Annotated in this window: 10 protein-coding genes and 1 pseudogene; 8 read left to right on the top strand and 3 right to left on the bottom strand. The window is 67.4% G+C overall.

The window, feature by feature from the left end:
* Positions 1 to 5: 5 nt before the first annotated feature.
* Positions 6 to 899, bottom strand: a complete 894-nt coding sequence (locus MXAZACID_RS13330) for a glycosyltransferase family 9 protein (RefSeq protein WP_008494948.1) — start codon at positions 897 to 899, stop codon at positions 6 to 8.
* A gap of 80 nt (positions 900 to 979) precedes the next feature.
* Here MXAZACID_RS13330 and MXAZACID_RS13325 point away from each other — a divergent pair, with 80 nt between their 5' ends.
* A complete protein-coding gene (locus tag MXAZACID_RS13325; RefSeq protein ID WP_008494946.1) occupies positions 980 to 1,795 on the top strand; it encodes a folate-binding protein YgfZ in 816 nt (271 codons plus the stop codon).
* Positions 1,796 to 1,906: 111 nt separating this feature from the next.
* Here the strand turns inward: MXAZACID_RS13325 and MXAZACID_RS13320 are convergent, their stop codons facing one another.
* On the bottom strand, positions 1,907 to 2,374 hold the full coding sequence (locus tag MXAZACID_RS13320; RefSeq protein WP_008494945.1) for a hypothetical protein: 468 nt from the start codon (positions 2,372 to 2,374) through the stop codon (positions 1,907 to 1,909).
* A gap of 213 nt (positions 2,375 to 2,587) precedes the next feature.
* On the opposite strand from MXAZACID_RS13320, the gene MXAZACID_RS13315 reads away from it, so the two are divergent.
* Together MXAZACID_RS13315 and MXAZACID_RS13310 are read left to right on the top strand one after the other, a co-directional pair.
* Positions 2,588 to 4,405, top strand: a complete 1,818-nt coding sequence (locus MXAZACID_RS13315; RefSeq protein WP_008494944.1) for a glycosyltransferase family 2 protein — start codon at positions 2,588 to 2,590, stop codon at positions 4,403 to 4,405.
* Entirely contained in the window at positions 4,386 to 5,678 is a 1,293-nt protein-coding gene (locus tag MXAZACID_RS13310) for a glycosyltransferase (RefSeq protein ID WP_039885380.1), read from the top strand. The genes MXAZACID_RS13315 and MXAZACID_RS13310 overlap by 20 nt, the downstream gene beginning before the upstream one ends.
* A gap of 75 nt (positions 5,679 to 5,753) precedes the next feature.
* On the opposite strand, the gene MXAZACID_RS13305 is transcribed toward MXAZACID_RS13310, so the two are convergent.
* A complete protein-coding gene (locus MXAZACID_RS13305) occupies positions 5,754 to 8,426 on the bottom strand; it encodes a tetratricopeptide repeat protein (protein ID WP_008494942.1) in 2,673 nt (890 codons plus the stop codon).
* Positions 8,427 to 8,582: 156 nt separating this feature from the next.
* Between MXAZACID_RS13305 and gorA the strand changes: the two genes are divergently transcribed.
* The 5 genes and pseudogenes from gorA to MXAZACID_RS13280 form a co-directional block, all read left to right on the top strand.
* Entirely contained in the window at positions 8,583 to 9,944 is a 1,362-nt protein-coding gene (gene gorA / locus MXAZACID_RS13300; protein ID WP_008494941.1) for a glutathione-disulfide reductase, read from the top strand.
* Positions 9,945 to 10,002: 58 nt separating this feature from the next.
* Positions 10,003 to 11,391, top strand: coding sequence for a class II 3-deoxy-7-phosphoheptulonate synthase (locus tag MXAZACID_RS13295; protein WP_008494939.1), 1,389 nt, complete (start codon positions 10,003 to 10,005; stop codon positions 11,389 to 11,391).
* Positions 11,392 to 11,402: 11 nt separating this feature from the next.
* Complete coding sequence (locus MXAZACID_RS18820) at positions 11,403 to 12,521, top strand: nicotinate phosphoribosyltransferase (protein WP_008494938.1); 1,119 nt, start codon at positions 11,403 to 11,405, stop codon at positions 12,519 to 12,521.
* 21 nt (positions 12,522 to 12,542) lie between these two features.
* Positions 12,543 to 14,207, top strand: a complete 1,665-nt coding sequence (locus MXAZACID_RS18815; RefSeq protein WP_008494937.1) for an NAD+ synthase — start codon at positions 12,543 to 12,545, stop codon at positions 14,205 to 14,207.
* Positions 14,208 to 14,326: 119 nt separating this feature from the next.
* A pseudogene (locus MXAZACID_RS13280) lies at positions 14,327 to 14,716 on the top strand (hypothetical protein); the annotation flags it as partial.

The following is a 14,716-nucleotide window of genomic DNA, read 5'->3' as shown; positions in this document are numbered from 1 at the left end:
AATTCCTATAGGCCGAGAAGCGTGAATGCGGCAGAGGCCACAGCCTCAACACTGAGCCCCGCCATCGGCGCCTCACCCTCCGGGCCGGGGGCGATGGCGGTGGCGGTGCGCGGCCCGGCCGGGGCATATTCGCTGGCGCGCGAGCGGCCGAACAAGCCCAGCGTGGGGGTGCCGGCGGCGGCGGCGAGATGCATCAGCCCGGAATCATTGCCGACAAACAGGCAGGCCCGGCGCAGACAGGCGGCGGCCTCCGGCAGCGAGAGCGTGCCGACCAGATCGATCGCCCCGGGCAGCGCTGCCAGCACCGGGGCCGCCAGCGCCGCCTCGGCAGCGCCTGGCCCGCCGAACACGGCGGCGCGCACGCCGGGCATGCGGGCGGATAATTCATAAAACAAATCTATGAATCGCTGCGCCGGCCAGATTTTGCCCTCCCAGTTCGCCGTCGGCGCCAGGGCGATGATCGGGCCGTCCCCCAGCAGCAGAGCCGCCTTGGCGTCGTCCTCCGGCGCGGTCCAGGCGACGGGCAGCGGCGGCGGTGCGAAGCCCAGCGCGGTGCCCAGCTGCATATAGCGCCGCCCCGGCCGGCGGCCGCCCTTGAGCATGTGCCGCTTGCGCACGGCCAGCGCCAGGGTGATGGCGGAGCCGCGCACATCCACCGCGATATCCCAGACATGCGGCGCCAGCTTCGCCCAGAGCCGCAGCCAATGCCGGTCGAAACGCTCTTTCTCGAACACGATCAACCGTTCCAGCGCCGGAAACCGGGTGAACACCCCCTCCGCCACCGTGCCGCAGGCGACGGTGAAGCGCGCTTGCGGATATTGCAGCCGCAGCGCCTCCAATATGCCGCAGGAAATCACGGCATCGCCGATCCGCGACGAGGTTATGAACAGGATATTCATGTAACAGCGCCTGTAGCCTGCCCTGGCGGCGGCGGCAAACCGCTCTTGCCGTTCGCCCCTGGCGCGCCCATTTTGCCGGCATGAGCAGCATCGCGCATCTGCCGCATCGCGGCGTTCTGGAACTCACCGGCGCCGAGCGTGTGCCGTTCCTCAACGGGCTGGTCAGCAACGATGTCGCCCGGGCCGGGCCGGGCCGGGCCGTATGGGCGGCTCTGCTCACCCCGCAAGGCAAATATCTTGTCGATTTCTTCATTCTCTCGGATGGCGAGCGGCTGCTGCTGGACCTGCCCCGCGCCGAGATCCCTGCTCTGGCGCAAAAGCTGCGGCGGATGAAGCTGCGCAGCGCGGTGGAGATCAAGGATGTCTCAGAGGATCTGCATGTCTATGCCGTCTGGGGCGGCAGGCCGCCGCAGATCCCGCTGACCGCGGCCGATCCGCGCCTGCCCGAGGCCGGCTATCGCTGCCTGGCGGAGGCGCTGATCACCGCCAACGCCACACCGGAAGATTACGCCGCGCACCGGATCGGGCTCGGCCTGCCCGATGGCCCGCCGGATCTGGAGCCGGAGAAGAGCCTGCTGCTGGAAGCCGGGTTCGAGGAGCTGGGCGGGGTGGATTTCGAAAAAGGCTGCTATATGGGCCAGGAGCTGACAGCGCGCACGAAATATCGCGGTCTGATCAAGCGCCGGCTGCTGCCGGTGCGCCTTGCCACGCCCGGCCTGCCGCCCGGCACGCCGATCCTGGCCGAGGGCCAGGAGGTCGGCACGCTGCGCTCCAGCGCCGGCGATCTGGCCTTGGCGACGCTGCGGCTGGATGCGCTGGGCAAGGCGCTGGAAGCCGACGGCACCCAGGTGACGCCGTTGCCGATGAGCTGGATCAGGCTGCCCAGCCTGTCCTAGAGCAATATGTGTTTAGGTTGACGCGCCAGCGTCAATATAAACACATGAAATTGCTCGCTAAAACAAAAGCTAGAGCATCAAGCTAAAAGCTTGATGCTCTAAGCGGACGCCTCAGGCGCGTTCGGCGACGCGCGCGGGCAGGCGCACCACGGCGGCACTGGCGCCATCACGCAGCACCGACCAGCCTTTATGGGGCAGACGCCCCTCGAGAAACCCAGAATTATGAAAATGCAGCGTTGCCGAGGCAACGCCGCCATTGGCGATGGCCTCGGCGACATCGGGATATTCGGCCAGATACCACGCCTCATCGACGAGCACGGGCCGGGGCAGGCGGTTTTCGAAGTAACCGGCGGCGACATAATGCGCCTTGCCGGAGGAGAGTTTTCCTGCGCTGACGGCCTGTGCCACGTCCGCATTGGTCGCGAGATACCAAGCCTCATCGACCTCGACCATCTCCAGCACGGCACGGATCAGGCCAAATAATTTTTCCTCACGCAGCTCGACATAATGCCCAGCCGCGGAATCGTTATCGGCCATTAAATAGTTGTAGGACCGCATCGACACCACCTGGAATTGCATTGCGTCTATGGAACGAATAGACCATGCCTTTCATCATGATTCAAATTATAATTCTGCAACGCAGCATAAAATTTCGTTACATACCGGGCATTTGACGGAATTTCGTGTATTTTCCGATATCTGCTCTTGAGTGCGGCACGCCGATCGTCAAAAACTCGCCACGAATGCCGGTTCTGATGACGGCACCGGAACGGTCCGACGAACGGAGATTTGATGGCGATCAGGGGACATGTGGACACGATGGAAGGCAGCTACCTGACCGGTTGGGCCACCTCCGTGCCCGATACCGGCAACTGCGCCATCACCGTCACGGATCAGGAGGGCAAGCTGCTGGCCAAGGGCCGCGCCTCCCGCCACCGGCCGGATCTGGCCGCGCTGGGCCTCGGCCGCACCACCTTCGGCTATCGCATCGCCGTGCCGCTGAGCGAGGAGCCGCGCCTGCTGCGCGTCCTCGGCAATGGTGAGGAGCTGATCGGCTCGCCTGTGGCCGTCGGGCCCGGCCTGTTCGATGGGCTGTTCAGTCTCGAGGGCGACCAGCTGGTCGGCTGGGTGAGCGAACGCGCCCCGGCGAAGCAAGCCCCTTTCATCACTGTGCGCAACCAGGCGGGTCAGGAGGTGGCGCGCGGGCAAAGCGTGTTCGAGGCCCAGCCCGCCGACCCGCTCTTCGCCCCGGCGCGATTCAGACTGACGCTGGATGCGGATTGCTTCGGCGCCGGCGAGATGCTGCTGGAGGTGGCGGCGAATGGCCAAAATATCGGGCGGACCAGCTGCAATCTGGCCTTACGCGCCCATCTGGAGACGATCACGCCCACCCGCATGGTCGGCTGGGTGCTCTCCCCGGATGTGCCCAAGCGCATCTTCGCGCTCGATGTGTATCGCAACGGCATCCTCGAAGAGACCGATCATTGCGACCTTGAGCGCACGGATGTGCAGGCGCATTTCCCCGACTCCCCGACGCCGGGCTTCGATATCAGCCTGGATCCGCTGCAACAGGCCGCCGACCAGCCGGTCTCGTTGACGCTGCGCTTCGCCGGCGGCAAGCGGGATCTGTTCGATGGTCCCTATCTGCTCGCCGGGCGCCCGGCGGCGGTGGCCGCCCTGCAGCGCGCGGCGCATCTGGCGCATGCCGGGCTGCCGGGAATCGGTACCGGGGAGCGCGCGCTGCTGACCGCCGCCCTGCAGGAATTTCTGGCCAAGATGCGCGCCCAGGACGGGCTGGTGCTCGACCGCCAGCCCGCCCCCTTGCCCGCCCCGGGCGGCGGCAAGCGGGTCGCCATCGTCATGCCGATCTATCGCGGGGTAGAGGTCACCCAGGCCTGCATCGAATCCGTTCTGGCGCATCGCCAGGCCGAGACCGATCTGCTGGTGCTGATCAACGATGCCTCGCCGGATGAAGCGATGGCGCCGATGCTGGCCGGCTATGCCGGGCTGCCGAACGTCGTGCTGCTGGAAAATGGCGACAATCTCGGCTTCGTCGGCAGCGTCAATCGCGGCCTGGCGCTGGTCAAGGGCAGCGATGTGCTGCTGCTGAATTCCGATACGGTGATGTTCGCCGGCGGGCTGGATGAGCTGCTGCGCGTCGCCGCGGCGGATCCCGCGATCGGCACCGTCACCGCCATGTCCAGCAACGCCACCATCTTCTCCTACCCGTCGGCGGAGCTGCGCGAGGCGGCGCTGGCCGATATCAGCTGGCCGGAGTTGGCGGCCCTGGCCCTGGCCGAGAATGCCGGGCTGTGCGCGGATGTGCCGACCGGCCATGGCTTCTGCATGCTGATCAAGGCCGAGGTGATGGCGCGGATCGGCGCGCTGGATGAGGCGTTTGGGCGCGGCTACGGGGAAGAAAATGATTTCTGCGCCCGCGCCGCCGCCTTGGGCTATCGCAATGTCGCCGCTGGCGGCGTCATCGTCGAGCACAAGGAGAGCATCTCCTTCGGCAATGAGCGCGCCAGCCTGGTGGCGCAGAACCAGCCCCCGGCTGAATGCGCTCTACCCCGAATATACCCCGCTGATCATGGCTTTCGAGGACCGTGACGGGCTGCGCCAGCTGCGCTGGGCGCTGGACCGCGCCCGCCTCGCCCGGGCGCGGGCGCAAGGGGCGCGCTTCGCGCTGGTCACCTCCAACGCGCTGGAAGGCGGCACACCGAAGGCAATCCGCGATATCGAACGCGAGGTCGGCTATGGCGGCGCCACCCGGCTCTCGCTCAGCGTCACCGAAAGCGGGTTGGTTGAGCTCTCCTGCGCCACGCCGCTGCTATGCGCGCATTTCAACAAGGACGAGGCGGCGGACTTGTTCGCGCTGCTGGATGTCGCCGATCCGCGGCTGGTGCTGGCGCATCAGCTGCTGGGCTTTCCGGCCAGCGTCATCGCCGGGCTGCGGGACTGGCTGGGGACGCGCCACAGCCTGTACTGGGCGCATGATTTCTACGCCCTCTGCCCGCGCGTGACGATGATCGACGCGATCGGCCGGTTCTGCGGCGGGGCGGATGCCGCCACCTGCGGGCGCTGCGTGGAGATGGGCGGGGCGCATGAGACCTCGGTGCTGAACGAGCTGAGCCCGGCGGAGCATCGCGCTTTGTTCGACAGCCTGCTGGCGAAATTCACCCATGTCATCGCGCCGTCGGAAAATGCCGTCGGCTATCTTCGCAAGGTGTTCGCGCAGATCAAGTTCAACGTGCTGCCGCATCCGGAAAGCCGGGACGGCGCCGCCCCCGCCGCGCGGGCGGGCAATGATACCGAGATCGTGATGCTGGGCGCCATCGGCCCGCATAAGGGCTCGGACAAGCTGCTGGAAATCGCCAGGCGGGCGCGGCTGACGCATCCGCATCTCAGCTTCCGCGTCATCGGCTACACCAATATCGACCAGGCGCTGCGGGCGGTGGGCAATGTCACCATCACCGGCAAATATACGCCCGAGGAGCTGCCCGAGCTGCTGGCGCAGACCAAGGGACGGCTGGCTTTGTTCCTGCCGGCCTGGCCGGAGACCTATAGCTACACCCTCTCCGAGCTGGTGAAGCACGGCTTCATCCCGCTGGCCCCGGATATCGGCGCGCCGGCGGACCGGATCCGCAAGGCCGGGTTTGGCGTGGTCTTCCCCTTCCCCGCCGATGCCGCCGCGGTGCTGGCGCTGATCGACGAGATTGCCGCCGGCACGGTTAGCCCGGTGCGCGAGGGCGCGCTGCCGGAGGCCTTCTTCTCCAAGCCCGAGGATCTGGAGCGGCTGAACCGGATCGTGCTGAACCAGCCCCGGGAGAGCGTGAAGGCGGCGCCGAAGCCGGCGAAGGCGAAAGCCCCCAGCCCGGCCTGAAAAAACGCCGAGTTTGGCGAGCAACTTTATCCGATCAAACGAATCCGTTTGATCGGATGTTGCTCTAACCGGGCCTCAGCCCAGTTCGGCGGCGGCGTCGATGCGGCGGCGGTTGCGCATGTCGAAATTTTTATAAGCGGCGAAGCAGCCGGCCGCGACATGCCGGCCCAGAACCCGGCGCTCCAGCAGCAGGATGCCCGGCGGCAGACCACCGGCCTGCGCCACGCGCAGCCCCAGCGTGCGGGTGAGCAAGGCCGGGCCGGAGAGCAGCCAGGGGATTTCATTGTCGCCGCGATTGATCGCATTCACCAAGGAATGCAGGGCGTTGCGCAGCAGCGGATGGCCCGGCATGGCGGCCATGAAATGATTCGCCACACAGCCAAACTCCCCCTGCGCCAGCACCAGCTCGGCACCGGCGGGCAGGATGCGGCTGAGCGGCGCCAGCGCGCGGTCATCCGCATCCACATAGATGCCGCCTTCCTCGACCAGCAGCGCCAGCCGGAAGATATCGGCTTTCTGCGGCTTTTCCTTGGCGCGCAGATAGGCCTGCAGCACCGGCTGCGGGAATTTGCCGGCGAGATAGTCGCGCGCCTGGGCATCGTCGAACCGGCGCCAGGCGAAGCCGGGATTGCGCGCCCGCCAGCCCTGCATCATCGCGTCCAGATCCGCCGGCAGATTGGTTTCGTGCCAATAGGCGTTGATCACCTGCGGGATCGCGGCGGCGCCGCGCACCGGGGAAAACTCCAGTTTTTCCGCCTGGCGCAGCGCCAGCAGCAGGGTGGCGGCCGGGGCGGTGCTCTCCGGCGCCTCGCGCACCAAAGCCGCGCAGGGCTCCAGCCGCTCCGGCAGCGGCAAAGCGTTGAGGGCGGCGAGCCTGCCCGCCATCGCCGCGTCCAGCGCATATTCCTCGATCATCTGACCGAGCAAAGATTGGGAGATGTTCAGCGATTCTCCGCGCAGCCGGCGCTCGGCGGCGATCAGCGCGTAGTGGCGGCGCAAATGCCCACGCGCGCCGTCCAGATCGAAGCGCATCAGCTTCACCCGGCACAGCGCCTCCTGCAGCGACGCGTCATTCGGGCTCAGCTCAGCCGCCGCCTCGTAATGCGCCAGGGCGGCATCCATCTGCCAGAGCGATTCCGCCAGCGCCCCGACGCAGCGCCGGCGCACCCCGCGCTCGGCCCGCGAAAGGGCGGGAATGCCCAGCAGCGCCTTCTGCAGCATCGCATCGCTGCCGGCCAGCAACTCGGTCTGGAAGCGCTCGACCCAGAGCCAGAACTGTTTCGGCGCCGCCAGCGTCGCGGCGCGGGCGACGCTGAGCGCCTCATCCATCCGGCCGGTGCGGCGCAGCAGCGTGATCCGCCAGGATTGCAGCTGCGGGCTCAGCCCGTGCTCCTGCTCAAGCGCCTGCAGCCCCTCCAGCGCCGCATCCAGCTTGCCCTGCCAGGCCAGCGTGTCGAGCATGCCGAAGCGGAACGCGATCTCGCCGGGCTTGGCGCGGGCGGCATCCTCATAGATCTGATAGGCCTGGGCGGCGTCGCCCACGGTCAAGGCCTGGCCGGCGAGCTGGCACACCGCATCGGTATGGGTCGGCGCCAGCGCCAGCGCCCGGCGCAGATGCGCGTTGCTCTCCGCCTGACGGCCGAGCAGATAATCCTGCCGGGCCAGTTCGGCCAGCAAGGTCGGGTTTTCCGGCTCCAGCGCCAGCGCCTCGGTAAACCAATGCGCTGCCTGCTGCGGCTCGCCCGCCTGGCGTTCGGTATAGGCCAGCCCCACCAGCACCGGCACCCGGCCGGGATGGGAGGAGAGCAGCGCGGTGCCGGCGGCGCGCGCCTCGTCCAGCGCCCCGGCATCGCGCAGCGCGTCGATCAAGGCCAGGCGCGGCGCCAGCTCATCGGGGGCCAGCCGCACCGCCGCCTGGAAATGCTGGCGGGCGAGATCATGCTCGCCCTGGGCACGCGCGCCATGGCCGCGCCCCAGCGCCACCGCCCAATGGCCGGGATCGATCTCGGCGGCGCGGTCCAGCATCTCCATGGACGGGCCGATGCGCCCCAGTGCGCGCAACGCCTCGGCGATATCCAGCCAGCGCGAGATTTCATTCGGCGCCATCCGCGCCGCCTGCTCCAGCCAGGCCAACGCCGCTTCATGGTCGCCACGGTCGCGGGCGATATGGCCCAGCGCCACATGCGCGTGCCAGAAGCTCGGCTGCGCCGATAACAGGCCCTGCAGCCGCTCAGCCGCCTCAATGGCATGGCCGGCATTGCGCAGCGTTTCGGCCAGCGTCATCACATACCAGGGGTCAGCCGGGGCCAGCCGCGCCGCCATGCGCATCGCATGCAACCGCCCCTCGCCGTCACGCGCGGTGGCGGCCTCCATCAGCCGTGCGGCCAGCGCCACCGCATCCAGCCGCAGCTCATGACCCAGCGCCGCGCCGGAGGCCAGATCCCGGGCGGTGATCACGACCTCCTCGGCCGCTTCCGGCAGCACCGGCACGTCGAGCTGCCAGGCGAAGCCATAGCAGCCATCACCAAGCCCGGCGGCGGCGACATCGCCGCGCAGCAGATCCGCCCGCGTCCGCCCGGCGAGGATGCCATTCACCGATAGTTCGATCTCAAGCCGTTGCGCCGGGTCCTCCGGGTTCCAGGCCCAGCCCAGCACCTCGAATCCCTCGCCGAGCCGGTCAAGATAGCCGGATATTGTCGTGGTCTGCGCGTCGGCCTGTTCCATCATCCCCGCCCCGGCATGAGCCATGCCGTCTTCCCTGTTTCACCTCGCCCCGCGCCATGGTCCCTGCATGGCTGCGGTTTTTCAACCGGGCGCGGGAAGATGACCCGCCCCGAAGGACGTGCATTGGTAAAAGCAGCTTCCGCATATTAGGTAAATGCGGAAATGACAGGATCTTCATCGATGGATTTCGACCTCTTCGTGATCGGCGGCGGCTCTGGCGGGGTGCGCGCCGCGCGGATTTCCGCGGGACACGGCGCACGGGTGGGCGTCGCCGAAGCGCGCTTCTGGGGCGGCACCTGCGTGAATGTCGGCTGCGTGCCGAAGAAATTCATGGTGATGGCCGCCGAATATGGCGGCGCGGCGGATGACGCGCGCGGCTTTGGCTGGGACATCGCCAAGGGCGGGCATGACTGGGCCGCGCTGATCGCCGCCAAGGACAAGGAAATTTCCCGCCTCAACGGCATCTATCGCCGGCTGCTGGAGAATGCCGGGGCGAAAATCTTCGATGCCCGCGCCACCTTCATCGACGCGCATACGCTCGATGTCGGGGGCGAGCGCATCACCGCCGAGCGTATCCTCATCGCCACGGGCGGCCACCCGACCGGGCTGGAGATTCCCGGCGCCGAGCATGCCGTGGTCTCGGATGATATTTTCGCCTTGCCGGAGATGCCCAGACGCGTCGCCGTGGTCGGCAGCGGCTATATCGCGGTGGAATTCGCCGGGGTGTTCGCCGGGCTGGGGGCGCAAACCCATCTGATCTATCGCCAGCCCCTGCCTCTGCGCGGCTTCGATGCGGATCTGCGCGCCGGGCTGGCCGAGGCGCTGGAGCAGAGTGGCGTGCGCCAGCATCCCGGCACGCTACCGGTCGCGATCACCGCCGAGGGCGGCGCCAAGCAGGTGCGGCTTTCGGACGGCAGCGTCATCGAGGTCGATCTGGTGTTTTTCGCCACCGGCCGCGCGCCCAATACCAGGGGGCTCAATCTCGGCGCCGCCGGGGTGCAAACCGGACCGAAGGGGGAAATCCCCATCGGCGCGGATTTCGCCACCAATGTTGCGCATATCTACGCGCTGGGCGACGTCACCGACCAGGTGAACCTCACCCCCGTCGCCACCGCCCAGGGCCATGCGCTGGCGGATAGTCTGTTCGGCAACAAGCCGCGCGGGGTGAGCCTTGCGAACGTGCCAAGTGCGGTGTTCTCGATCCCGCCCATCGCCAGCGTCGGGATCACCGAGGACCAGGCCCCGGCGGGCGCGAAGATCTTCGTCTCGAAATTCACCCCGATGCGCCACACAATCTCCGGCCGGGCCCGCAAGACGCTGATGAAGCTGATCGTGGATGCGGACACGGACAAGGTGCTGGGCGCGCATATGCTGGGCGAGGATGCGCCGGAGATCATGCAGGGTCTGGCGGTGGCGATCATCGCCGGGGCGACCAAGGCGGATTTCGACCGTACCATCGGCATCCACCCGACAGCGGCCGAGGAATTCGTGACCATGCGCACACAGACCAGGGTTGCCGGGGCCTTGGCGGCGGCCGAGTAGCGTTTCTTTTCAAATCGCGCTTTATAGGGCGGATAAGGAACGCCCGTCTGGAGACACCATGGATACGATCACCCCAGCCACCCTGTCCGGCTGGACCCCGCAAAGCTGGCGCACCTGCCCGATCCGGCAGGTGCCGAGCTATCCGGACCCGGCCAAGCTCGCCGCGATGGAAGCGCGCCTGGCGAAGTTTCCGCCGCTGGTGTTTGCCGGCGAGGCGCGGAACCTGAAGGCGCATCTGGCCGCCGCCGCCAAGGGCGAGGCCTTCGTGCTGCAGGGGGGCGATTGCGCCGAGAGCTTCGGCGATTTCACCGCCAACGTGATCCGCGACACCTTCCGCGTGCTGCTGCAGATGGCGGTGGTGCTGACCTTCGGCGGCGCCATGCCGGTGGTGAAGCTGGGCCGCATGGCCGGGCAGTTCGCCAAGCCGCGCTCCTCGGACAATGAGACCATTGGCGATGTCACCCTGCCCTCCTATCGCGGGGACATCATCAACGCGCCTGAATTCACCGCGCAGGCCCGCATCCCGGACCCGACGCGCATGGAGTTCGGCTATTTCCAGTCCGCCGGCACGCTGAACCTGCTGCGCGCCTTCGCCTCCGGCGGTTACGCGGACCTGCATGAGGTGCATCGCTGGAACCTGGATTTCGTCGAAAAATCCCCGCTGGCGGCGAAGTACCAGGATCTCTCCACGCGCATCGACGAGACGCTGCGCTTCATGGCCGCCTGCGGCCTCTCCAGCGCCGCCACCCCGCAGATCCGCGAGACGGATTTCTATACCAGCCACGAGGCGCTGCTGCTGCCTTATGAGGAAGCCCTGACCCGGGTGGATTCCACCAGCGGCGACAATTACGCTTGCTCGGCGCATTTCCTCTGGATCGGCGACCGCACCCGCCAGCTCGATGGCGCGCATGTGGAATTCATGCGCGGCATCAAGAACCCGATCGGCATGAAGGTCGGCCCGAGCATGGAGGTGGATGATCTGCTGCGGATCATGGATGTGCTGGACCCGGAGAACGAGCCCGGCCGGCTGACCCTGATCACCCGCATGGGGGCGGGCAAGGTGGCCGAAAAGCTGCCGCCTTTGCTGCGCGCGGTGAAGCAGGCCGGGCGCAGCCCGGTCTGGCTCTGCGATGCGATGCACGGCAACGGCATCACCACCGCCGCCAAGATCAAGACCCGCCGCTTCGACGATATCGTCGCCGAGCTGCGCGGCTTCTTCGACGCGCATGAGGCCGAGGGCACCGTGGCCGGCGGCGCGCATCTGGAAATGACCGGGCGGGACGTCACCGAATGTGTCGGCGGCGCGCGCGGCCTTTCCGAGGACGGGCTGGGCGAGCGTTACGAGACCTTCTGCGACCCGCGCTTGAACGCCGAGCAATCGCTGGAAGTGGCGTTCTATTTGGCCGATGAGCTGAAATCCCGCCGCGCCTCGAAAGCCAAGGCGTGACCCCGGCGCCTTTGTCCGATAGCGACATCGCCGCGCGGACAGACGCCTATTTCAACCGCACCCGGGAGATCGTCGCCAAATTCGGCGATGCCCGGGTGACCTACGCGATCTTCCTGCGCCGCCCGGTGGTCTCTGCGCCCTCGATCATGGTCGAGTGGCTGCAGAGCGTGGCGCGCACGCGCGGGCGGGATTTCCAGATCGAGCTGCCGCACAAGGAAGGTGCCTGGGTCGGGGCCGGCGAGCCGCTGGCTTATGTCACCGGCTCCTTCGTCGCGCTCTCGGACCTCGAAACCCTGGCGCTGCAGAAAATCGGCCCCGCCTGTGTCGCCGCGCATAACGCCTACCAGATGGCCATGGCCCTGCCCAACGCCGCCTTCCTGGCGATGGAAGCCCGCCATTGCGCCGGGGCGGAGATGCAGGAGATCATGGCCTATGGCTGCGCCGTCGGCTCCCGCGCCGCCCAGGCCGAAGGGGCGAGGGGCTTCATCGGCAACGCCAATGACTGGACGGCGCATTATTTCGGCGCCCCGCACGGCTATGGCACCATGCCGCACGCGCTGATCGGCTACGCCAACTCCACGCTGCGCGCCGCCGAGATGTTCCGCGAGACCTTCCCGGACGAGCCGCTGACCGTGCTGGTGGATTATTTCGGCCGGGAAGTGACGGATGCGCTGGAAGTCTGCCGGCGCTTTCCGGAGCTGGCCGCCGCCGGGCGCATCTCGGTGCGGCTGGACACCCATGGCGGGCGCTATCTGGAAGGGCTCGGCCCGCAGGAGAGCTACGCCGTGCTGGAGCGCAACGCGCCGGGCGCGATGCGCCGCTATCGCAGCCAGCGCGAGCTGAATTACCTGATCGGCACCGGCGTCTCCGCCGCCGCCATCTGGAAGATGCGCGAGGCGCTGAACGAGGCCGGGTTCGGGGCGGTGAAAATCGTCGCCTCCTCCGGCTTCGGCGTGGAGAAATGCTCGGTGATGGCCGATGCCAAGGCGCCGATCGACGTGGTCGGCACCGGCAGCTTCATCCCCGAGAGCTGGAGCGAGACCTATGCCACCGCCGACATCGTCGCCTATGACGGGGTGCCGCGGGTGAAGATCGGGCGCGAGTTCCTGCTCCGCCCGGCCAAGGGGTAAACGGAGCCTGTGGCTGACGAGATGAGTGACACGCTGAACATCGCCATCGCGCAGATCAATCTGCATCTGGGCGCGATCGACAAAAACCTCGCCAAGCTGCGCGCCGCCCGTGCCGAAGGGGCGAGGCTGGGGGCGGATCTGGTGGTCACACCGGAGCTCTCCATCGCCGGCTATCCGCCGGAGGATCTGGTGCTGAAACCCGCCTTCGTCGCCGCCTGCGAGGCGGCGGCGGAAACGCTGGCGGCGGAGACCGCCGATGGCGGGCCGGGAATCATCGTCGGGCTGCCCTGGCGCAATGGCGGGAAGCTGCATAATGCCGCCTTTCTGCTGGAAGGCGGGCGCATCGCCGCGCGTCGCGCCAAGGTCGAGCTGCCCAATTACGGCGTGTTCGACGAAAAGCGCGTGTTCGATGCCTGCACGCCCTCCGGCCCGGTGCCGTTCCGTGGCTTCCGGCTGGGGCTGATGATCTGCGAGGATTGGTGGCTGCCCGCCGTCTCGGAAACATTGGCGGAAACCGGGGCGGAGATGCTGCTCTCCATCAATGGCTCGCCGTTCGAGGATGGCAAGCAGACCCGCCGGGTCACACTGGCGGTGGAGCGGGTGGTGGAAACCGGCCTGCCTTATGTCTTCGCCGCCCAGGTCTGCGGCCAGGATGAGGTGGTGTTCGACGGCGCCTCCTTCGTGCTGAACGCCGATCGCTCGCTGGCGGTGCAGATGCCGCATTTCGAGGAAGCGATCACCCTCACAAGCTGGACCCGCACCGAGGCCGGGCTGGTCTGCGCGCCGCAGACCTTGGCGCCGGAGCCGGAGCGCTACGCGCTGATCTATCAGGCGATGATGTGGGGCCTGCGCGATTATGTGAACAAGAACGGCTTCCCCGGCGTGGTGCTGGGGCTCTCGGGCGGGATCGACAGCGCCATCTCCGCCGCTGTCGCCGCCGATGCGCTGGGGCCGGAGCGCGTGCGCGCGGTGATGCTGCCCAGCCGCTATACCTCCGCCCACAGCCTGGAAGACGCGGCCGAATGCGCGCGGATGCTGGGAATCCCTTACGAAACCATCCCCATCTCCGGCGCCACCGAGGCGTTCGAGGCGGCGCTGGCCCCGGCCTTTGCCGGCAAGGCGGCGGATATCACCGAGGAAAATATCCAGTCCCGTTCGCGCGGGCTGATCCTGATGGCGATTTCCAACAAATTCGGCCCGATGCTGCTGACCACCGGCAACAAGTCGGAGATGTCAGTCGGTTACGCCACGCTTTATGGCGATATGTGCGGCGGCTACTCGGTGCTGAAGGATATCTACAAAACCACCGTGTTCGCGCTTTCGCGCTGGCGCAACGAACACCACCCGCACGGCGCGCTGACCGCGCCCGGCCCGGCGATGCCCGAGCGCATCATCACCAAGCCGCCTTCGGCCGAACTGCGCGACAACCAGACCGACCAGGACAGCCTGCCGCCTTACGAGGTGCTGGATGCCATTCTGGAACATCTGATCGAGGGCGAGCGCTCGGCCGAGGAGATCGTGGCGGAGGGCTTCGCGCGCGAGACGGTGCTGCGGGTAATCAAACTGCTGGACCGCGCCGAATATAAGCGCCGCCAGGCCCCGCCGGGGGTGAAGATCACCGCGAAAGCCTTCGGGCGCGACAGGCGCTATCCGCTGACCAACGGGTTTACCAACCTTATCAAATAGCTCGGGTCAGCGTCCCGCAATATTCGCTGTAATTCCTCTGGCCTTTTCTCCAGAAGCGGCTATTACACCCTTTCGCCGGTTCGTCCGGCGGATGTCCTGTGGGGAGTTTGAGCTAGACGATGCCGGTGCCGTTTTCCGCCGAAGATTTTGATCGTGTCTTCGATTCCGCCATCATCCGCCGGGCCCAGAGCGTCATCGCGCTGGGCTTTGTGAAGGATGTGACGCTGCAGGGCGACACCATCGACGGCATCGTCGAGGATATGGACGGCACCCGCCGCACCACCTCGCTCACCCCCGAGCGCAAGGGCAGCCGGATTTCCTTTGCCGAGCGTGAATGCTCCTGCGGCGAGCGCGGCTGCCGGCATCTGGCCGCCACCGCCCTGGCGGCGCTGGCGAAATTCCCGGAATTGCGCAAGGCCGAGCCGAAGAGCCTGATCGATACCGTGATCCCCGCCGGCGAGCGCACCTATACCCCGCCGCCGGTCCGCCCGCGCCCCACCGGCCGGCGC

This window comes from Acidocella sp. MX-AZ02 (assembly GCF_000306035.1).
GTDB classification, from domain to species: Bacteria; Pseudomonadota; Alphaproteobacteria; order Acetobacterales; family Acetobacteraceae; genus Acidocella; species Acidocella facilis.
The sequence above is the reverse complement of the archived record's forward strand: the minus strand, read 5'-3'. Positions and strand labels throughout refer to the sequence as shown.

Bases quoted from the DNA above. Each gene is read 5' to 3' on its own strand.
- MXAZACID_RS13330 (WP_008494948.1), bottom strand. From the start codon at position 899: ATGAATATCCTGTTCATAACCTCGTCGCGGATCGGCGATGCCGTGATT.
- MXAZACID_RS13325 (WP_008494946.1), top strand. From the start codon at position 980: ATGAGCAGCATCGCGCATCTGCCGCATCGCGGCGTTCTGGAACTCACC.
- MXAZACID_RS13320 (WP_008494945.1), bottom strand. From the start codon at position 2,374: ATGCAATTCCAGGTGGTGTCGATGCGGTCCTACAACTATTTAATGGCC.
- MXAZACID_RS13315 (WP_008494944.1), top strand. From the start codon at position 2,588: ATGGCGATCAGGGGACATGTGGACACGATGGAAGGCAGCTACCTGACC.
- MXAZACID_RS13310 (WP_039885380.1), top strand. From the start codon at position 4,386: ATGGCTTTCGAGGACCGTGACGGGCTGCGCCAGCTGCGCTGGGCGCTG.
- MXAZACID_RS13305 (WP_008494942.1), bottom strand. From the start codon at position 8,426: ATGGCTCATGCCGGGGCGGGGATGATGGAACAGGCCGACGCGCAGACC.
- gorA (WP_008494941.1), top strand. From the start codon at position 8,583: ATGGATTTCGACCTCTTCGTGATCGGCGGCGGCTCTGGCGGGGTGCGC.
- MXAZACID_RS13295 (WP_008494939.1), top strand. From the start codon at position 10,003: ATGGATACGATCACCCCAGCCACCCTGTCCGGCTGGACCCCGCAAAGC.
- MXAZACID_RS18815 (WP_008494937.1), top strand. From the start codon at position 12,543: ATGAGTGACACGCTGAACATCGCCATCGCGCAGATCAATCTGCATCTG.